The following is a 19790-nucleotide window of genomic DNA, read 5'->3' on the forward strand; positions in this document are numbered from 1 at the left end:
ATGGATAGACTAACCCTATATTTTGTAGTTTGAAGTTATTCATTTTCAAATAAAAATATAGATTAGTTAATCATTATCCATCCATCAGTCCTCTCATAATTGTATTTTTAGATTAACATTTTTTTTATGGAATACAATATCAGCATCATCTTCACCTCAAAAAAGGAACAACATCTAAAATAGACTCTCCAAATTCCTTAACTAAAATTTCTCTTAACGATTTTGGAAGTACATTAATTTCGTTGAATTTATTTATTCTTTCTTTAAAAATGGCATTCAATATTTGAATTAGGGAAATTATGTTCCCTTAAATTGTTTGTAACCGCAGGGATAGGTAGTTCAGTTTTTGGGATCTCTTTATTATTAGATTTCTTGAAGCTATTTTTGTGAAGTAATTCAGTTTCTTTTTTCACTAACGGGGGCTTTAATGGAATAACGATATTGGCCTTATCTTCTTCAGTAACGGATAAGATTAGTCCAATAAATAATCTCATATAAAACAAGGACATACCCTTGAAAATGTTTAATTAAGTATCATTAAGAAATTTTTGATATGGGGTTGGTTTCTTTGGATGAATTGAAAAAGTTGTAGCTCGATTGATTGAAATTATTGCAATTTTATCTATTGGTTTACTTTTCACAGTATATATTTTAAAACCTTTTTACGAGAATTTCGGAATTCAATTTATTGAAGTAGGTCTAAGTAAACAGGAAAGCAATAAGGGGAAACAACTGATAATTGATACACTAATGCAAGCTTATGAAAGTTGGAACATTGAAGCAGAAAAATCAAACGGTCATTTTATAAAATTTATAAGGTATATAAAGAAAATAAGAAATAAGTATGTTTTTTACTTTGACTTGGGTAGTAGTGGTAACGAAGCAATAAGCTTTCTAATTCAATCATTAGCAACTAACGTTAACTTGAGTATTTCAAAAATATTTGTAAAACAAAATTTGTAACTGAATAGTCGCCTGCTTTTTTTGCGAAGTCGAGACCGTTTGTATTACTAATCATCATTTTGGTCACTTTAACATGTAAATCAAGTCCACGAAAATGAGCGAGTCTTGGACATCAAACCTTTCACCAATTATTTTTAAATTTTTTAGCTCTTCTTGAGAATAATCACGTGTCTGGCTAAAGTCTAAGCTGTCAAATTTGATAAAAACACCTTTGAAGTCGTAATAAGGGCTTTTTTGACGAAAAGTTTTATTGACAAGTGACGCTAAATGGTAATACTATATACTAGTAGTCAGTAATACTGAATATCAGTAACACAAAATACCTGTGTTACAGAGTACTGAAAAAATATAAGTAAAATATAAATGGGGGTAAAAAATGGAAAACATCACGGAAATGCTGAAAGGGGTGCTTGAAGGTTGTGTGCTTGAAATCATCAGCCGTGGCGAAACTTACGGCTATGAAATCACGCAACAGCTGCGAGAACTTGGCTTCACTGATGTGGTTGAAGGCACAGTTTATACGATTACCATGCGGCTTGAGAAAAACAATCTGGTTGAAATCGAGAAAAAGCCATCCACTATGGGCCCGCCGAGAAAATTTTACACACTCAACGCAGCAGGTCAAGAGCATCTTGAAATTTTTTGGAAAAAATGGGATTTCATCTCAAGTAAAATTAACGAACTTAAGACTAAAATAAAATCAAAAGGAGAGTAGTAAAATGAATATTTTTGAAAAAATTATCGGAAGTCTGGATGACAAGCGGGAATGGAGGGAGATGGAGGCACGTGCGAAGGCACTTCCAAGTGAGTACCGCAACGCTTACAAAGCTATCCAAAAATATATGTGGACTGCTGGTGGTGGCCCCATCGACTGGAAGGACAGCAGACGTATTTTTGTCGGCATTCTCGACCTCTTCGAGGAAGGAGCAGCGGAAGGCAAGAAAATCACTGACCTTACTGGCGAGGACGTGGCTGCTTTCTGCGACGACTTGGTGAAGGATGAGCAAACTTGGAAGGACAAATATCGCAAGAAGTTGAACGATACGATTGGTCGTGGCTAACGGTGAATTCCAAGCGGAGTTTCGCCTAGCATCGACACTAACCACGCAAACCGTCACTGGGGACGACTTGGCTTCCTTTCCGCCGAACTAGTGGCTACCGTTAAAATTATGTCGACAAGTATCGTGAAGATTTCAATCAGCGTATCATGAAGCGATTGGAAAAAAGTAAATTCAATAGTTAATTTCGACTGAATAGCTGGTTACAAATAAAATGTGTCACCTTCACTATTCAGTTATATTTTTAACCTTGTAGTAAGTAATACAGAATATCAGTCAGACAGAGTAGTGAAGTATAGCCAATCTAGCGCCTTGCTGCGCTTATTATAAGGAGGAAAAAAGTATGAGCAATGCAGCGATTTCTGTAAAAGGGTTAAAAAAATCCTTTAAAGATAAGGAAGTCTTAAAGGGGGTGGATTTTGAGGTGCGGCGTGGCTCCATTTTCGCCCTGCTGGGTTCAAATGGAGCGGGCAAGACGACGACGGTCAACATCCTCTCGACGCTTATGAAGCATGATGGCGGCGAAGTCGGTATTTGCAGCTTTGACGTCCAGCGTCAATCGGATCATGTTCGCCAGAGCATCAGCCTGACAGGACAGTTCGCAGCTTTAGACGGCATGCTCACAGGAAGGGAAAACCTGATGATGATCGCCAAGTTACGGGGAGTTTCCAATCCCGCTCAAGTCGCTGACAATTTGCTTGCTAGATTTAGCCTGACCGATGCGGCCAACCGCCGGGCGGATAAGTATTCCGGCGGGATGAAGCGCCGGCTTGACATCGCCATGAGCCTGATTGGGACGCCAGAAGTCATTTTTCTCGACGAACCGACGACAGGGCTTGACCCCGAAGCGCGGATTGAAGTCTGGGATACTGTCAAGGAGCTTGCCGGCGGAGGCACGACCATCTTGCTGACGACCCAGTATCTGGAGGAAGCCGAACAACTAGCTGACCATATCGCCGTCCTGCATGGCGGAAAAATCATCACAACCGGTACCCTTAAAGAACTCAAAGATATGTTCCCGCCAGCGAAAGTGGAGTATATCGAGAAGCAGCCAACATTGGAGGAAATTTTCCTCGCGATCATCGGCAAAAAGGAGGAGATGTAAATGAAAAGCAAAACAGGGGTATTACTAGGACGATTAATGCGCAACATCATGCGCAGCCCGGATACGATTATTACGGTGGCGATTACGCCGATTATGATGCTGCTGCTGTTTGTCTACGTATTTGGCGGCGCCATAGAGACAGGTACGGACAACTACGTCAATTATTTATTGCCGGGAATCTTGCTGATGGCTATCGCTTCCGGCGTCGCTTACACTTCCTTGCGGCTGTTTAACGATGTAAAGAGCGGACTGATGGCGCGTTTCATTACTATGCCCATCAAGCGCTCATCGGTATTGTGGGCTCACGTGTTGACTTCGATTGTTTCCAATGCGCTTACTGTCGTGGTGGTTATCCTCATCGCGCTCTTGATGGGATTCCGTTCCAGTGCTGGTATCCTGGATTGGCTCGCGGTAGTTGGGATACTCGGGCTGTTTACGCTGGCGCTGACATGGCTGGCGGTCATTCCCGGATTGGCAGCGGGGTCTATGGAAGGGGCGACAGCCTACTCGTACCCGCTGATTTTCCTGCCGTTTATCAGTTCGGCCTTTGTCCCTACCGAAACCATGCCTAAAATTGTCCGTGCGTTCGCTGAGAACCAGCCCGTGACTTCAATCGTGAATGCGATTCGAGCCCTCTTGTATGAAGGGTCTGTTGGCAACGATATCTGGATCGCGCTTGCCTGGTCCGTCGGTATCATGGTCATCGCTTACTTCTTCGCCAGTAAAGCATTTAAACGACAGTTAGGGTAAGTACACCATTAAGGGATTAGCCCCTATCAATAGTCAGCCCCTACGATGAATGCTTTGCTACACATGGAAGGCTACTTTAATGCGGTGCAACCATCGATGAAATCATGGAAACCCTCAAATATGGTGTGGTTGGTGGCGCATCGATCACTTATACAACTCGAGGTTGCCAGCATGCTTTAGAAGAATTTACAACGGGTAGTGCTCTTTCGCAGGAGGAGAAATTAAAAGAATTAAGCCCATAGATAAATTGACAGTAAAGAGTAGATTCGAAGCAAAACCACTTTAGTAATCAATGTTATTAACTTAAGGAACTATGGATTACATTTCAGTTGGAATGTAATTCATAGTTTTTTCAATTGAGGGAAGAAAATTTAAGGCAACATGAAAAGAGAGAATTTTTCTCCCTTAAATCGGGTTATAAGTTGTTTTATTCCATCTTATTCATTGAAATGATTCCTTGGCAAAAGGGTAGTTGGGAATGTAAATGAGTTATGAGCGAATATAAAAATCTCTGTTTCTTAATGTACAAACGGAACAGAATTTCTGAAATAAAAGTTAAGTATGTGAAGAAATGCTGTTAAAGTACCGGGTGCTTTAGTTGAAGAATCAATAATAAAAATTATTTGTGTACAAGATGAAAAGTTGAACCAATACAACCGCCACTTAACCCTCATGTTAGTCTACAAAAATGTCAAAAATGATAAAATTTCGCTATTATATTTTAAAGCAAAAATCAGACGTCTTTTATGCGATGAAAAGCTTTTTCCGGAAGAAAGAGGAAAAGGTGTATATATAGTGAAGAGAAGTATATAAGAGATGCATGGTGCGAGGAAATCAAACTTAGTGCTGAACACTCTGAATACAAATGATTCTCTATGGAAGAAATGGGAGAGGTGCAACGAATTAAGGTTATAGATGCAATTGAATATAAAGGACGGGTAATCAGTCGTTGCTTTTAAGAATGTTTGGGAAACTCAAACAATTTATTATTATGATTTTTTATGAGCTAACGAGTACGTTGTTTTTTTACTAACAAGACAGATTTGTTAAAGAATGAAATTAATTTTAAGTATGGAATTAATGGGGATAATTTAAGTTTTTTCGATACTAATATTGAAACGTGTTTTTATAAAATTAAATTCATTTTCTATTAACATGTAAAATAAAATGTTTCTCGTGAGAATATCATGACTTGAAAAGGAGGTTATAAAATGATAAATAGATTCTCGGAAATGAATTTTGAAATATTAACTGAACGGCTTTACTTGAGTATGTGGGAGGAATCAGATGCATCCTGGTATAGGGCAGTTTAGTTTAATATGAAACAGTTATTTTTTTACAGGGGTTTCTAATATAATTAGAGAAACAATTAATAAAACTGGTTATTAATTGGAGGTGTTTATTTGATATTAAAAAGTCTAAAAGATATCCTAATGATATCTTCAGGAGAGGGCTTAGCAATACAGTTTGAAACTCTCCTTCCAGAAGGAGTATCCATTGATTCAAGAACTGTAAAAAAAGGGCGTTAATCCCAGAAAGATTACGCTTTTTTTGTTGAAGTTATTAAGCTCTAACGGGTGCAAGAGTTGTAGAACCTATCTGCCATTTTGCGAATGGCAGTAGCATCTAAAATTTATGAGATTGAATAATCAGAGGCGAAGGAGTGAAAAAATTAAACAGTTGTCTCAGGCGTTCCATAAATTTAAGAAATTTATATAAAATATAGTTATTAAGTGTAAAATATGGTAAAATTTCTATATCCTGTTTGAAAGAAAGGACCATGTGACCTGTATGCCATCATTTACTCTGTAATGGAAAACAATTGGATAACTTCTCTAATGTAAAAAAACTTACGGTTTTTTGACTACGGGAGAAGTCTGTCTACATCCCATTACAGAAGGAATACAGCGAACTGCAGTCTGTTACGTTTATAAGACAATGCGTTCAAAGGTTCTCCTGCCATTTGGGGACCTTTTTTTGTTGTGCATGCTGCAAGAATTTCAAATAGGAGTTGTATTCCTCGAATCATTATTCGAGGTGATAAACGATGGAAATGCTAACAATTCCTATGGTTTTACTTCAAAAACGTGAAGCTGATACCATAAGAAGACATTGTAAGATGTGCAAGAAGGTAACCGTTTTTTCCGATACAACGATTAGGAGACATAATGCCAACGGAAAATACATTTATCAGTTTGCTATTTTTAAATGTCCTAAAAACCATACTTGGAACAAGAAACTAGATAGTTACAAGTCATTTTCTGACCATGTTATTCCTGAAAACCTTATTCCCACTGAATTTGAAACGATAATAGAGACCGAGAGATTCTCCATGCAAGGATTAAAGGAACAACCAGTCATTGAATTTAAAGTTACCGTTGTGGAAGGAAGCTTTCGCCTGGATCAAGCCTTAGCCAGCCATATAGAAGGATTAAGCAGAACTGAAATCATCCGAAAAATCAAGAACGGTACGATTTTATTAAACAATGAAAATACAAAACCAAGTCAAAAAGTGTATCTACACGACACGATTTTGATATTAAAAACAGATTAGATGGAAAATAGGAGCTTGGCGAATTTCCTAAGCTCCTTAATAACGCAATTTAGTTCATTTTAAGTGATATTAATAAAGGTGCTTGGAACAGATAAGTTTCTTATTCAAGTAACGGGTGCTTGAGTTGTGCGAAATGTTTCTAGATTAAATGGAGGATGGTCACATCACTCTGGTAAACACTAGACAATTCCGTTGGAATTGAAGGATTATATCGAAGAATCAAATGAAAGGGTAACGCCTTGAATGGTTCTCTCTGAGTCGATTAGCACTGGATTTAGTAAGAATAATAGTGTTATAAGCTCGGCAAAAAGGCGTGAGAATTTACCGCACCAGTTCGGCTGACGAAAGCCTACCCGCGGGGGTGGTGTAAATCATGATGCTTGAGTTGAATGAATATGGTGAGAATGCAAATAAACCTAAAACAAAAAGGTTAAGCTGACGAACTTCTAAATGTACGGGTCTATAAGCACAATACATAGAAATGTGTATATCACTTAATGTGAGGTTAGCAGTGGATGAGTAAGATTAGCTCATATGAAAATCCATGATATGTTACAGGCATATAAACGGTTAACAGGCTTAGAGGAAGCACCTAAGTTCTTTCTATAATAGATATAATTCAACGTTGTAAGCTGATAACGTGGAGGGCTTACTCCTAAAGAAGCGTTGATAAGGAAAACCTTAGTGAGAATAGCTACTGTATAACTTATCTTTGTATCAGTGAAAGTGGTGGCACAGTACCGATGAAAGGTCTAACCAACCTGAAGGGAAAGCCACTAGACTAATGAAGAATCATTCAACCATGTAAGACAGTTCTTTATCGGCTAATAAGGTTCTTGTGAGACTAAAAGAGGTTCAACTCCTAAGGGAGTCACCGACTTGTTGAAACGGAAGAAACTAACAAAGGGCTGCTAAGGCAGCCCTTCATCTTGTTCCACTTAAGGGCAGGTTGCTTGAACAACAGAATGGATTTGGTTAATGCAAAAAGCCCATTCTTTTTGGCTCTTTCTTTATTTTGGAACAAGTGACAAAATATTGGACATAGAGACAAAACATATAGTATTTTTATTTTGTGTCACGAAATTATTTGGGAGGGATAAACATGGAATACCGTCGTTTAGGAAAAACAGGACTAAAAGTAAGTGAAATAAGTTTAGGCAGTTGGCTTACATATGGTGGGTATGTAGAGGAACAAAATGCTACAGCTTCAATCGATAAAGCTTATGACCTTGGGATAAACTTTTTTGATACTGCCAATGTTTATATGCGCGGGGAAGCAGAAATTGTAGTCGGAAAAGCCCTAAAGAAGTTCGGACGTGATTCCTACGTTTTAGCCACAAAGGTATTCTGGCCAATGGGTGATGGTCCGAACGATCGTGGGTTATCTCGAAAACATGTAATGGAACAATGTCATGCGAGTCTAAAACGCCTGAGCACCGATTATGTGGATATTTATTATTGTCATCGTTTTGACCAGGAAACGCCGCTCGATGAAACATTGCGGGCCTTAGATGACCTTGTACGCCAAGGAAAAGTATTATATATCGGGGTTAGTGAATGGACAGCTGAGCAAATTACAGAAGCGGTTCATCTTGCAGACAAAAAGCTCATTGACCGAATTGTTGTGAATCAGCCACAATACAGCATGCTTCAACGGCATATTGAAAAGGACGTCATCCCAGTATGTGAAAAACATGGCATTGGCCAAGTGGTTTGGTCTCCTCTTGCCCAGGGTGTTTTAACTGGTAAATATCAGAAGGGTTCTCAGGCTCCTGCAGGAAGCCGTGCATCACAAGAGAAATACAGTAATCTTTTTGGATTACTCACTGAGGAGAATCTTAATAAAGTGGAACTACTAAAAGAGGTCGCCAAAGACAATGACATGTCACTTGTCACCCTGGCACTATCGTGGATTTTACGACAACAAAATGTCTCCAGTGCTCTTGTAGGGGCAAGTCGTCCTGAACAAATGGAAGAAAATGTAAAAGCGTCAGGCGTAAAGTTAAATGCTGAAACCCTCGCTCGAATTGAGGACATTTTAAGATAAGGCTCTGTTAACAATTTATTTTTCTTTGAAAAATTGGTGTTTCTTCTTATTGGAATATCAATTAAATACCTTTTCACTGTGAGTTCTTTTTCAACTAAAGGGTGCAAGAGATAAAGATCCAGCTGCCAATTAAGGCGGCTTTTTCTTATTGCACTAACGGAGCAGGTTAGCGGAAGAAGGAAATAGAAAATAAAAGTAGAATTTATTTAAAGGATTGAAATTGTTATTGCGAGTCAGAATAGTTAAACAACGATTAATTAATTGGGAGTTAGAACATGAAAAATAAAAAAAGAAATAGAGACGGCTTTTTTAAAGATACCCTAATTGAGTTTATATTTGAAGTGGGTTGGAACATCTTAATGTTTATACCAAGAATGATAATTCGCTTAATAGGGAACATTTGGTGAAGTAGTTAGTCAAAATAGAGCTAACTAGGGCGATTGCAAATAAGAGCTGTCGTTTTTTTATAAACAAGACAGCATTCCTGTAATAAATGAACTGTAAAAAGGATAAGTTTGTGAATAAACGCACTTAAACTAAAGGGTGCTTTAATTTATGGTCCAGCTGCATTTTTGGCGGCTTTTTTATTGAACGGGGCAGGTTTATTAAAAAAGGAAAATAATCTAAAAATGTGGAATAAGTATAAGCATAAATATTCCCCTCTAGGTGGTTTCATGATAGAAATAAAGTTTTGTATAGGTGCGATAGGTACTTTTATTATTATTGGTTTGTTTAAAGGGAATTTTGAGTGGGATTATATATTCCCTACATTAGTTGGAGGTTTGGTTGGTATTTTTATTGCTGGACTGAGAAGGACCAGTTAAAACACAGGGCTCTATAACAAGGTGTTGCTGTGGCAACGCTATTTTCGATTCACATTCAAGGAACTATTAGAATACCGTGTAACACATTTACGAGTCTATCTCGACCAAATTGAAAGGGCAAAAAGTTGCTTAGGGAGAAGCGTGTATAAAGAATACTATTAACCATATTAATGTAACGGGTGAGGATAGTAAAAGAAGGTATTTGTATAAATAAGCCGAATATAAATATCTTTAAAACTAATTAAAGTGGATTCAAATGGATGAAAGAGTTCTTTTTGACTTTGAAATATTTTTTACAAATGGCTCATTCTTGGAGGAGGAAATTAAACATGAACGAAATAGTTGAATCAATAGTGAATAAAATAGATGAACTTTTTATAAGACATTATATTGAACTTGATCTTGCCAAGGATTTGGTAGTGAAGATTAGAACTCAAGCGGAACATGGGAGTTATAACACCTTGGATTTGGATAAGCTCACTGTCATCTTAACAAAGGACTTACAATCTATCACCAAGGATAAACATGTTCGTGTTCGTAGAAAAGCAGTAAATGAACTAAGTCAACAATTAACTCCAGAAGCCGCAAGGAAAGTGAATAATGGATTCTATAAAGCTGAAATCTTAGATGACAACATTGGGTATATTGATTTTCGCCTCTTTTATCCAACTGCATGGGCAGCAGAAACTGGTGCTGCTGCGATGAAGTTTATTGCAAATACAGATGCGCTTATTATAGATCTTCGGAAGAATGGAGGCGGGGATCCAGAAATGGTAGCTTTTATGTGCAGTTACTTCTTTGAAGAGCGGACACACTTAAATGACCTGTATTGTCGGGAACAAGACTCTACCGAGCAGTTCTGGACTGTTTATGTACCTGGGCCATTATATGTAGATAAGCCTCTATACATTTTAACTAGTTCCTATACATTCTCGGGTGCAGAAGAGTTTTCTTATAATCTAAAGAATTTAAATCGGGCAAGGATTATTGGAGAAACAACCAAGGGAGGGGCAAACCCCGGCAGCTGGCATGTCCTTCCAGAGGGTCTAGAGATTTTTGTACCGATCGCAAAGTCGATTAATCCGATTACAAAGGATAATTGGGAAGGTAAGGGTGTAGTTCCGCACGTAAAAATATTAGCTGATAAGGCATTAACTGTAGCATTGAAAGAAATTAGAGCAAAGTTGATTGAGAAAAAGGAAGTATAGTAGTTTTTGGGAATAATGTATGAGGAAAGTCAGCTAATAATTTGTTGGCTTTTTTATAGATATTCGTATCAAACTGAGGGAGTTGAAGAAGGAATTTCTCTAAACTTGGAAGAATTTATATTCAAAAATATGTTAAGGAGCTTGTGAAATATATGGAATCCATTAGCAAAAGCGAAGTGAAGATACGAGATATCACAGAGGAAGATCTTCCTATCTTTTTCGAACAACAACTAGATTCAACGGCGAACTATATGGCTGCCTTTACAGCTAAAGACCCCACTGATAAGGACGCATTTTTTGACCATTGGAAAAAAAATATCGCTGACGAGACTATCACAATTAAGACTATATTATTCAATGGCATTGTCACTGGACACGTCTCGAACTTTGAACAGTTCGGCGAACCCGAAGTAAGCTACTGGATTGGGAAGGAATATTGGGGTCATGGTATTGCAACTAAAGCGTTGTCAGAGTTTCTGGAGTATATTAAGGTACGCCCGCTCTATGCTCGTGCCGCTAAAGATAACCTCGCCTCCATTAGGGTATTGGAAAAATGCAGATTTAAAATCATCTCTGAAGATAAGGGTTTTTCCAACGCAAGAGGCAAGGATGTTGAAGAATTTATTTTGAAGCTCGAAACTTATGATAGGTAATTTAATACCGTAATACGATTGGAGCGGTTCTTGACTGAAGATGGAGCTGCGACAGGCAGCTCCTCGTTCTTATTGAACTATTGGGGGAGTTGAAGAGTGTTGTTTAACTTGTGTTCAACATTCGGGCCTTTAATGGAATAAGGATTATTGATCAACCATGCAAGGACGATATTTTATTTCATTTTCTGGGATGAGAAATCGATATAGAAATTTCCTTTGTATATTGATGAACATTTATCGTTGACAATTTACATAAATACCTCAATCTAATAATGAGTAAGTTGCTCACTCACACTAATGGAAAGAGGGCATGCTCGAATGAGCCAAATTAATATCCTGAAAGAAATCATTCTGCGAAAGAGAAATCAGAGAAAGAATGCCAAAGAACTTCAAATCAGCACAACTAACAGCATCGTTGAAGGCTGTTACGTTAAAATTGGTGGTATCGATCAGTGGATCACGATTCGTGGCGAGAGTCGGAACAACCCCGTTTTGTTACTGGTTCATGGCGGCCCGGCTTCGACCTATACCATCTTTAGTCCGTTGTTACGTTTATGGGTGAAGCACTTCATTGTCGTTCAGTGGGATCAGCGTGGAGCAGGAAAGACTTTTGGCAAGAACGGTAAAGATGGCAGCGGAGCCATCACTTTCGACCGTCTCGCGCAGGATGGAATAGAGGTAGCAGAATACTTGTGTGATCAACTCGGTCATCAAAAAATAATTCTTATTGGAAGCTCTGCGGGCAGTCTGATTGGTATCATGATGGCAAAGCTTCGGCCGGATCTTTTTTATGCCTATGTCGGTACAGATCAGAATGCCCCAGATTCAGAAAATCTTTTGTATACATTAACAGTCAACGCTCTCCGTGGGGCAGGCCTTACAAAAGGTGTTCAGTTGCTTGAAAAAATGGGATCGGATCAATCCCAATGGAGTCGTAAAGATTTCGATAAGAGAAATCGACTTCTCGTTAAAACGATTAGGGATGTCCCCAATATGATTACAGACTTAATTTTGCCATCTATGCTCTCTTCCCCGGAACATAAAATACGTGATATGATGGATATTTTTAAAGGTATGAGTTATTCTCTTGACCATCTATTTGATGAATTAATAAACTTTGATTTTAAAAAATACGGTATGCAATTTGAACTGCCAGTTTTTATTTTTCACGGAGATCATGATATTATTACGCCAACTGAACTGGCTATAGCCTATTACGATGAAATTGAAGCCCCCCATAAGGAGTTTGTCCTTATCAAAAACGCTGGCCATCTTGCTTGTTTTGCCCGTCCTAATCAGTTTCTTGATGAGTTGACCAAGAGAGTGCGCCCACTGGTCCCCACGTCTATCAACTAATTGTAAAAGCAAAAGTTCTCTAGATTAATGATATAATGAATCTGACATTTTTTTAGATCCGGAGGTTGGAAAGGTGTCTCCATTAAACAGACAGAAGCAGCTTGATCAAATCCGTGACGAACGCAGGGAGCAAATCAAACAAGCGGCGCTTAAAATATTTGCCCGCAGGGGATATACAGGAACGAAAACAAGCATGATTGCTAAAGAAGCAAGCATCAGTGAAGGATTAATTTACCGTTATTTCAATTCTAAAGAGGAACTTTTCATAACTCTTGTCCAAGAATTGATGGAAGAAGCAAGAAGGGAGCTCGAGTATGTTGCATACCTGCCGGGAACTCCTATTGAACAAATTAGAACCTTAACGAAAAACATGCTTGATGAGAACAATATGTATGCCTTTATGTTAATGGAACGTGCTCGCAAGGCTGATGATGTTCCCGAAAAGGTCACACGGATTTTTGAAGAAGTTTCAACCAATGTTCTGATCGAACCGATAATTCCCATCTTTGTTAAAGGACAGGAATCGGGTGAATTTTCGCCAGGCGACCCCCGAAGGATGTTGTCATGGTATTTTACCATCATCAACAGTCTTCTTACTCAAGAAGAGATTGATGAAGAGTATGGTTTACCAGATGTGGATGTACTAATGCGTATTTTGACAAATTAATTTCCAAAGAAGATTTTGGTTTATAATACCCTCGTTCTTCCATAATCGAGCGCAATTCAGGAATAAGAATTGCGCTATTTCTACATTTAAGTGCCATATAAAAGTTTCTAAAGTAAGAAATGCTTAAACAATAATCCTTAAAAAAGTCTTAATCTAACATTTGTGTTTCATAACATTCATTCAAGGCCTAGGAGAGGATCATGTTAACTAACTTAAATGACTACTTAAAAGATTTAATGGTGTATATTCCTGAAGGAGAAATCACCCTACGAGATTTTCGAAACGAGCAAAAATGGATTAGTTCAAACTATAAATTTGGAATGCCGGGTATTAGAAAAAATTTAAAAGAAGTTATTTGGAATGTTGAGATTAAGCCATTTTATCTTGCTAAATATACGGTAACAGAAGAGCTTTATGCGATTATTATGGGGGAGAAATTGTTAACAACAACTGAGGCTCGAAAACCTGTTGTTAATGTTTCATGGATAGATGCAGTGAATTTTTGTAATTTTCTATCTGATGCACTGGGTTATGACAAGTTTTATGGTTTTGATAATGAACGTAAATTAGTTAATTGCAATTATAATACTAATGGTTTTCGTTTACCGACAGAAGCTGAATGGCAATATGCATGTAAGGCAAAATCAAAAGGATATCGGTATTGTGAAATTGATGAAATCGCTTGGTATAAAGATAATTCTAACAAACGAGTACACGAAGTTGGTAAGAAAATGCCTAATGATTGGGGCTTGTATGATATGATCGGTAATATTTGGGAGTGGTGCTGGGACTTGTACGATGAAGAGACATTTGGTAATTACAGAATAATTCGCGGAGGAAGTTGGGCAGAAGAAGAACGTGGATGTGGAGCCACTTGTCGTCGAAAGAGTATGCCTGATTTTTATATAGATGATATCGGATTTAGAATTGCTAGATCAATCTTTTGATATTTTACAGTTTTAATTATTGATGATTTAGGGGAATTGCCTTCAATTATTTCCGATTTAAGTAAAAATAATACAGTATCTTGTTAAGTAAAGAGAGTCAAGAGTTTATGAAGGGATCGCTGCGGCGGTCTATTGTTTGTTATTGAGCTAACTGGAGTTTAGTTTAAGAAACACAGTATAAATTTGGTATAATTAACATTATCAGTAATGCGTATATTGTTTTAGGGGGGGAATTCTTGAAATTAAAATCCATGGTATTTATTTTCTTGAGTATGTATTTTGTGGTTGTAGGTTGCTCAAAAAATGAAACAGTTGAAAGTAAGATCGTTTTACCCAAAGGTATTCCTGATTTTGTTAAGGTAAATGATTTTGAAACAATTAATTGGGACAGAAAAGCTGTTGAATTTGGTGATAGAAGAATTTTCGGAAATAAATATAAGTCAGGTGTTATTGGTGAAGCAATGAAAAGTTCAAACATCGAAAAATGGATGTGGCATCTTTGGGGAGTTAATAAAGTTGAATTAACCATTGTTGGCTTCAACAAAGGAACAAGAACGGTTCATCCAATATTGTTTGAAAGCGATACGAATAATTGGTACTGGACAAGAGGTGCAATGGGGGCAGTAAATGGAGCAGATTCACACATGCCTTCAAATGTAAAAGTTCCAGATCCAGGAGAATGGGCAATATTGCTTTATACTGATGGAAAATTATTTGATAAATTGGTTTACGAAATTAATGAATAATGAGTATGCTTTATTATTCTTCTTTTGCTAATGGGCCAGGATTATTGAAGAAGAAGGATAATGGAGATTTGTTGCATTATTAATTTTAGATATTAGATACTATACATTTAAAATCATCTTAAAAGCACTCAATAAAGACTCCTATCAACGCAAGATATTAAGTCTCGTAATAAGCTTGGTAATATAACATAGTAATAATAATCATTCATTTCAAAGGAAGTGATTTTTTGAATATAAAAAGAACAGTCTTTTTAATAAGTGGTCCACCTGGGTCTGGGAAGAGTACATTGGCTGATAAGATATGTAAAAGTATTAACGGGTTATGTGTACATATAGAGGGGGATCTGTTATACAATATGGTAAAGAAAGGATGGGTACATCCTTGTGATGATCAAGATAATTTTTTTCTGAATATTTTATGGGACAATATAGTTGTTCTGGTTGAAAACTTTACAAAAAATAATATGAATATAGTTACTGATTATGTTTTTTCTAAAGAACAGATATTTTCTGTTATAGATAGAATTAAGAATTTAGATATTAACATTAAAGTAATAGTAATTAAAAGTGAAATAGATACCCTAATTAATAGGGATAAACAACGAAGCGGAGTTGCGTATGTAGGAGAAGAAAGAATTAGACAAATTGTTAAAGATTTTAATTCAAATAAATTTCCAGAAAGATTAATACTTGATAATAATGATTCTTATTTAGAAGATCTTGTAAGTATCGTTTTGAATGAAGACAGGTTTACTGTGAATTAATTTGTAATATTAGCTTAAGCATATCTTAATTTAATGTAAATCAAAAACCAAACCAACTTTCTTAATCAATTAACGAGTGCTTTAGTAAAAAATATCAAAAGGTGATCTAATAATGAGTATAAAAGTCAAACTAAAAGATATTATTGAGGAAATGGAAATACAGTTTGAAGAATCACGTACTTTACTAAATATTAAAACGGGTGAAATAGTGAGTGTGGCCTCGGAGGACCTGAGAGCTGCTGAGGACGAAAAACCATTTGATCATTTACCTGAATGGGAACGTGAAAATAGAATGCTGGCAATTGATGTGGTGGAAAACTTTGAAAATTATATAGATTTACCTACTAAATATGATGTGAATGAATATGAGATAATAGAAAACTTTTGCCTAACAGTGAGTGATCAACGAAAGCAGGATTCTTTATCTAAGGCAATTAAGGGAAAGGGTGCCTTTAGAAGATTTAAAGACAAAATTATAGATTATGGATTAGAAGACCAATGGTATTCATACCGAGACGAGTGTTATAAACTAATTGCGATTGAATGGTGCCGGGAAAATAAAATAGACTTTATAGAATAGTGTAATTAGGAGGTGATTACTAAAATAAATGGTAATCACCTTTTATTCTTGAACTAAAGGGCAGGAGAGTTGAAGTAAGATTTTGAAAATAAATAATTAAAGAAAAAGTTGTTTTTATGATGAAGGAAAAGGGGAATTGCCCCCTTTTTCCTCGTTATTTAAATCGATCCAACTTATCGAGAAATTGGATAAGAAATTGATGAATTTTTTTCAGATGGTGCAAGGTTCCTATGATTCAAAATAAAGACACCAATTGTCCTTATGGCCTTTGGTGTTTTTATTTATTCATTTTGAGCCACACTTTTTTCACCTAAAAAACGATTAAGAGCTTCTATATTTTTATCGAAGTCCACTTCTAATACATCACCAAGCTCTTCATCCCGTTTATTTTCAAAACTGCCATCTTCAGGGACTCGTATTGTTTCTATATTATTACTTTTCTTGGTTAACATGTCTTTTCCGATCGTCAAAAGGGTGGAACGATCCATATTTGTTTCAATGTATTTATTTATAAGACCTAATAGCTTAGGCAGTTTTATAACACTATGTAGACTTATAGCTTCTTCCTTTAATTTTGAAATCACTTCTTGCTGTCTTTGGATCCGTCCGAAGTCACTTAACCGATCGTGTCGAAAACGGACATATCCTAACAACTCTTTCCCATGAAGTTGTTGTTTCCCTTTTTCTATCGTCGTATCTATCCCGTAAGACATCTCATAAGGTACGTCTACTTCAATACCATTTGGCACGAGGAGATCGACAGATTTTTCGAATCCCTTAAAGTCAACAATCGCAAAATAATGAATATCGAGACTGAAATTTTCTTTAATCGTTTCTCTAAGTAATTCAGGACCACCAAACGAATAAGCCGCATTTAATTTTTGCTGTCCATGTTCTGGTACAGAGACCAACATATCGCGCATCAGAGATATGAGTTTTATTTTATGGGTTTGTGGATCATAATGGGCAACCATGATCGTATCGGTTCGAGCTTGTTTTTCTCCCCGTGAGTCACTGCCTAATAAAAGAACATTGATCGCATCAAGTTTATTTTTTTCTCCTTGAAATGGTTGTTTTCCTTCCACTTTTTTAAGGGGTTGGTTGACAGATTTTATTGATCCTTCAATGTATTGAAATATTTGAAAAAGACCAACTATCAAAATACTTAAAAGAAGAAGGACGCCAAATACTCTCCTCCATCTAACTCTTTTTCTATTCCTTATTGTCTGTGTCAAATCTTGCATCACCTCGGCAGAATTATCATTTGTATTGATTCTGATTATATTAAAAATGAAGAAGGGGGATTCTATTCACAACCCTTTAAAATAATCATTATCCCATAATTCGTTTTCAGCTTTTTTAACATCAGGTTACATTTTCCTGAATTTTTGATTACATTGGCATTATTTGCTGTCACTTGGCTTTTGTTCGAATAAGATTCGAAAAATATATGGGATTTTCTTTTCTTCTTGGAATTGGATTGGTTGCTGCCTTTTTTATCTCGTTAGGAGCATTAGGAGTTAAAACTTAGATTTTCCTATTATGTGTTGGGTTTTTTTATCTGTGAGTAGGATATTTAGCGAAAGCAAAAAAATAGGAGGAAGCTAATAAAACCTGTTATTTTTTTGTCTGTCATTTCATAACAAAAAATAATCCACCCTTGGGTTAGAGGCTCAGGCACCGATTTACCGATTTTCGAATAAGTTCCACAATTGGTGCTAAGCTAAATACGAAAGACTTGGAACTTGATTAATCATGCATCAAATGCCAATGATTGAGGTGAAGAGCATCGTGCCAATAGTAAACACATTCTTAAGCGGCCTATTTTATACCGTCCAGGGTGAGGGAACACCGATATTATTTATTCATCCACCATTACTTACTAGTGCTAATTTTACCTACCAAATGAAGGAATTGTCGCGCTCCTTTAAAGTTATTACGTTTGATATTAGAGGTCATGGGAGAAGTGCTTACTCCGAAGAGCCAATCACGTATCAGCTTATTGCAAAAGACATAGAGCACTTGCTGAATCATCTTGGCATCGACAAAGCCTTCCTTTGCGGATATTCTACGGGAGGTTCCATTGTATTAGAATTTTTATTAACTTATCCTAATCGGGCTTTAGGCGGAATTATCGTGAGTGGAATGTCTGAGTTGCGGGATGGAAAAAACAAAACAAGGCTTTCAATTGCAAGAATCCTTACAAAAACAGGGGCAATGCCGCTGCTGGGCCTTTCGGTAGCATGGGGCAATTCCAATACAATAGAGATATTCAAGAAAATGTATCGGGAAGCTCTAAAAGGCAATAGTAAAAATGTCGAACAGTATTATCATTCGTGTTTAAAGTATAACTGTACAAATAAATTAAATACTATCCAGAGCCCTGTATTATTGATATATGGAGAAAAAGATAAAAAATTTCATCTTTATGCCAAACTGTTACATGAAAAGCTACCAAATAATGAACTTACGTTTCTCCATGAAAAACATCAAATACCGACAAAATCAGCCGACAAGTTAAATCAATTGATTCACGGGTTTATCAATGTAAACAAATAAGTAAATCATGAAGGGATGATCCAAGTATAGCTAGACCATCCCTTCATTCATATTACAATTCTCGGTAAGAAGAACGAAATTGGGTAAACGAACGGAGGATACGAGTAACAGAAGGCTTCCAATACTGCTCAGTAAGCTTAACTATAAAGGCTGTTCCATTTCCAAGGATCGCGCTCCCGATGATATCAGATGGATAATGCTGTCCCATCCAGATCCGCGAGAAGCCTACTAGGATCGATAGCAGCCACAAGCTCCAGCCCAATATTCGGTGATAAGCAATCAAAGATGCGGTCAAGGCAAAGGCAAGAGCAGTATGTTTACTTGGAAACGATGAATCCTTTTTAGATGGAACCGGCGGCAATAAATGAACGCTATGCTTCAAGAATGGCCTTGGCTTAAAATAGAATTGCTTAATCATCGAACAAAGCAGATACGTTACACTGACTGAAACTCCAGTATAAAGTGTCATTTTTTTATAAGAATCGTGGCGAAACCAGAGAACGATGACCACGAAAATATATATAAACCGTGCTCTTTTTGAAATGGTGACCATAAGGAAATCTACAATCCGATTATGTCCCGCTAATTGGTTAATCACATTAAACATTCGAAAGTTCATAAAAAAATCTCCCTTAATTTTAAGTTACAAAATCAATGGTATTATTTCCGTCCGAATATACAAATATGTATTGCATCATACCGATCTCAGTTTTCTAAAGCATTAGCACAAAGGGGGTTCAGGTGCTGATTTCCATAGACAAATGAATAGGAAGGTAATTTTACCTTCCCATATACTATTTGTTCATTGATATATAAGAATGTTGTATCCCGGATGTAGGACATTTAGGTCAGGCGCCCGGTCTATTTTATGAAATATTTTCCTCCCTTGAGTCCATTGGGTCGGTTCTTGTGGTTGGTGCCAATCTTACTAAGAACCATCGGAACCGTTCCTGCGGTATTTTTTGTGATACTGAAGGAAAACCTAAATGAACATGGCTTTTTTGCCTGT

General features: G+C 36.9%; 20 protein-coding genes and 1 pseudogene. 19 read left to right on the plus strand and 2 right to left on the minus strand.

What is annotated here, in order from left to right; genetic code table 11:
- Positions 1-597 precede the first annotated feature (597 nt).
- From ACIQXV_RS08275 to ACIQXV_RS08360, 18 genes and pseudogenes are all read left to right on the plus strand, one after another.
- A complete protein-coding gene (locus ACIQXV_RS08275; RefSeq protein WP_402957744.1) occupies positions 598-963 on the plus strand; it encodes a hypothetical protein in 366 nt (121 codons plus the stop codon).
- Positions 964-1339: 376 nt separating this feature from the next.
- Positions 1340-1678: a PadR family transcriptional regulator gene (locus ACIQXV_RS08280; RefSeq protein WP_402957746.1), complete on the plus strand. Its 339-nt coding sequence runs from the start codon at positions 1340-1342 to the stop codon at positions 1676-1678.
- Between the two features lie 4 nt (positions 1679-1682).
- Complete coding sequence (locus ACIQXV_RS08285) at positions 1683-2024, plus strand: DUF1048 domain-containing protein (protein ID WP_402957747.1); 342 nt, start codon at positions 1683-1685, stop codon at positions 2022-2024.
- Between the two features lie 340 nt (positions 2025-2364).
- Positions 2365-3126 carry an ABC transporter ATP-binding protein gene (locus ACIQXV_RS08290; RefSeq protein ID WP_402957749.1) on the plus strand — a complete coding sequence of 254 codons (762 nt, stop codon included), beginning with the start codon at positions 2365-2367 and terminating at the stop codon, positions 3124-3126.
- Positions 3127-3876 (plus strand): ABC transporter permease, encoded by a 750-nt coding sequence (locus tag ACIQXV_RS08295; protein ID WP_402957751.1) that lies wholly within the window; start codon positions 3127-3129, stop codon positions 3874-3876.
- A 639-nt stretch (positions 3877-4515) separates the two neighbouring features.
- Positions 4516-4672: pseudogene (locus ACIQXV_RS08300) on the plus strand (sporulation protein YhbH); the annotation flags it as partial.
- A 607-nt stretch (positions 4673-5279) separates the two neighbouring features.
- The gene (locus ACIQXV_RS08305) at positions 5280-5405 is read left to right on the plus strand and encodes a hypothetical protein (protein ID WP_402957753.1); all 126 of its coding nucleotides are present in this window, start codon (positions 5280-5282) and stop codon (positions 5403-5405) included.
- 518 nt (positions 5406-5923) lie between these two features.
- Complete coding sequence (locus ACIQXV_RS08310) at positions 5924-6430, plus strand: DUF1062 domain-containing protein (RefSeq protein ID WP_402957755.1); 507 nt, start codon at positions 5924-5926, stop codon at positions 6428-6430.
- Between the two features lie 1102 nt (positions 6431-7532).
- Entirely contained in the window at positions 7533-8477 is a 945-nt protein-coding gene (locus ACIQXV_RS08315; RefSeq protein ID WP_402957757.1) for an aldo/keto reductase family protein, read from the plus strand.
- A gap of 587 nt (positions 8478-9064) precedes the next feature.
- Entirely contained in the window at positions 9065-9301 is a 237-nt protein-coding gene (locus tag ACIQXV_RS08320; RefSeq protein WP_402957759.1) for a hypothetical protein, read from the plus strand.
- 329 nt (positions 9302-9630) lie between these two features.
- Positions 9631-10509 (plus strand): S41 family peptidase, encoded by an 879-nt coding sequence (locus ACIQXV_RS08325; RefSeq protein ID WP_402957760.1) that lies wholly within the window; start codon positions 9631-9633, stop codon positions 10507-10509.
- Between the two features lie 152 nt (positions 10510-10661).
- Positions 10662-11162 carry a GNAT family N-acetyltransferase gene (locus ACIQXV_RS08330; protein ID WP_402957762.1) on the plus strand — a complete coding sequence of 167 codons (501 nt, stop codon included), beginning with the start codon at positions 10662-10664 and terminating at the stop codon, positions 11160-11162.
- 318 nt (positions 11163-11480) lie between these two features.
- Entirely contained in the window at positions 11481-12518 is a 1038-nt protein-coding gene (locus ACIQXV_RS08335; protein WP_402957764.1) for an alpha/beta fold hydrolase, read from the plus strand.
- A gap of 73 nt (positions 12519-12591) precedes the next feature.
- A complete protein-coding gene (locus tag ACIQXV_RS08340) occupies positions 12592-13185 on the plus strand; it encodes a TetR/AcrR family transcriptional regulator (protein WP_402957766.1) in 594 nt (197 codons plus the stop codon).
- Positions 13186-13385: 200 nt separating this feature from the next.
- Entirely contained in the window at positions 13386-14132 is a 747-nt protein-coding gene (locus tag ACIQXV_RS08345) for a formylglycine-generating enzyme family protein (protein WP_402957768.1), read from the plus strand.
- Positions 14133-14368: 236 nt separating this feature from the next.
- Entirely contained in the window at positions 14369-14878 is a 510-nt protein-coding gene (locus ACIQXV_RS08350) for a DUF4871 domain-containing protein (protein WP_402957770.1), read from the plus strand.
- Positions 14879-15105: 227 nt separating this feature from the next.
- Positions 15106-15642, plus strand: a complete 537-nt coding sequence (locus tag ACIQXV_RS08355; protein ID WP_402957772.1) for an AAA family ATPase — start codon at positions 15106-15108, stop codon at positions 15640-15642.
- Between the two features lie 112 nt (positions 15643-15754).
- Complete coding sequence (locus ACIQXV_RS08360; RefSeq protein WP_402957774.1) at positions 15755-16222, plus strand: UPF0158 family protein; 468 nt, start codon at positions 15755-15757, stop codon at positions 16220-16222.
- Positions 16223-16503: 281 nt separating this feature from the next.
- On the opposite strand, the gene ACIQXV_RS08365 is transcribed toward ACIQXV_RS08360, so the two are convergent.
- Positions 16504-17466: an LCP family protein gene (locus ACIQXV_RS08365; protein ID WP_402957776.1), complete on the minus strand. Its 963-nt coding sequence runs from the start codon at positions 17464-17466 to the stop codon at positions 16504-16506.
- Between the two features lie 547 nt (positions 17467-18013).
- Here ACIQXV_RS08365 and ACIQXV_RS08370 point away from each other — a divergent pair.
- Positions 18014-18781: an alpha/beta fold hydrolase gene (locus ACIQXV_RS08370; protein WP_402957778.1), complete on the plus strand. Its 768-nt coding sequence runs from the start codon at positions 18014-18016 to the stop codon at positions 18779-18781.
- 52 nt (positions 18782-18833) lie between these two features.
- Here the strand turns inward: ACIQXV_RS08370 and ACIQXV_RS08375 are convergent, their stop codons facing one another.
- On the minus strand, positions 18834-19400 hold the full coding sequence (locus ACIQXV_RS08375) for an undecaprenyl-diphosphatase (protein WP_402957780.1): 567 nt from the start codon (positions 19398-19400) through the stop codon (positions 18834-18836).
- Between the last annotated feature and the right edge of the window lie 390 nt (positions 19401-19790).

The organism is Neobacillus sp. NPDC097160 (assembly GCF_044762155.1).
Classification (GTDB): Bacteria; Bacillota; Bacilli; order Bacillales; family Cytobacillaceae; genus Neobacillus.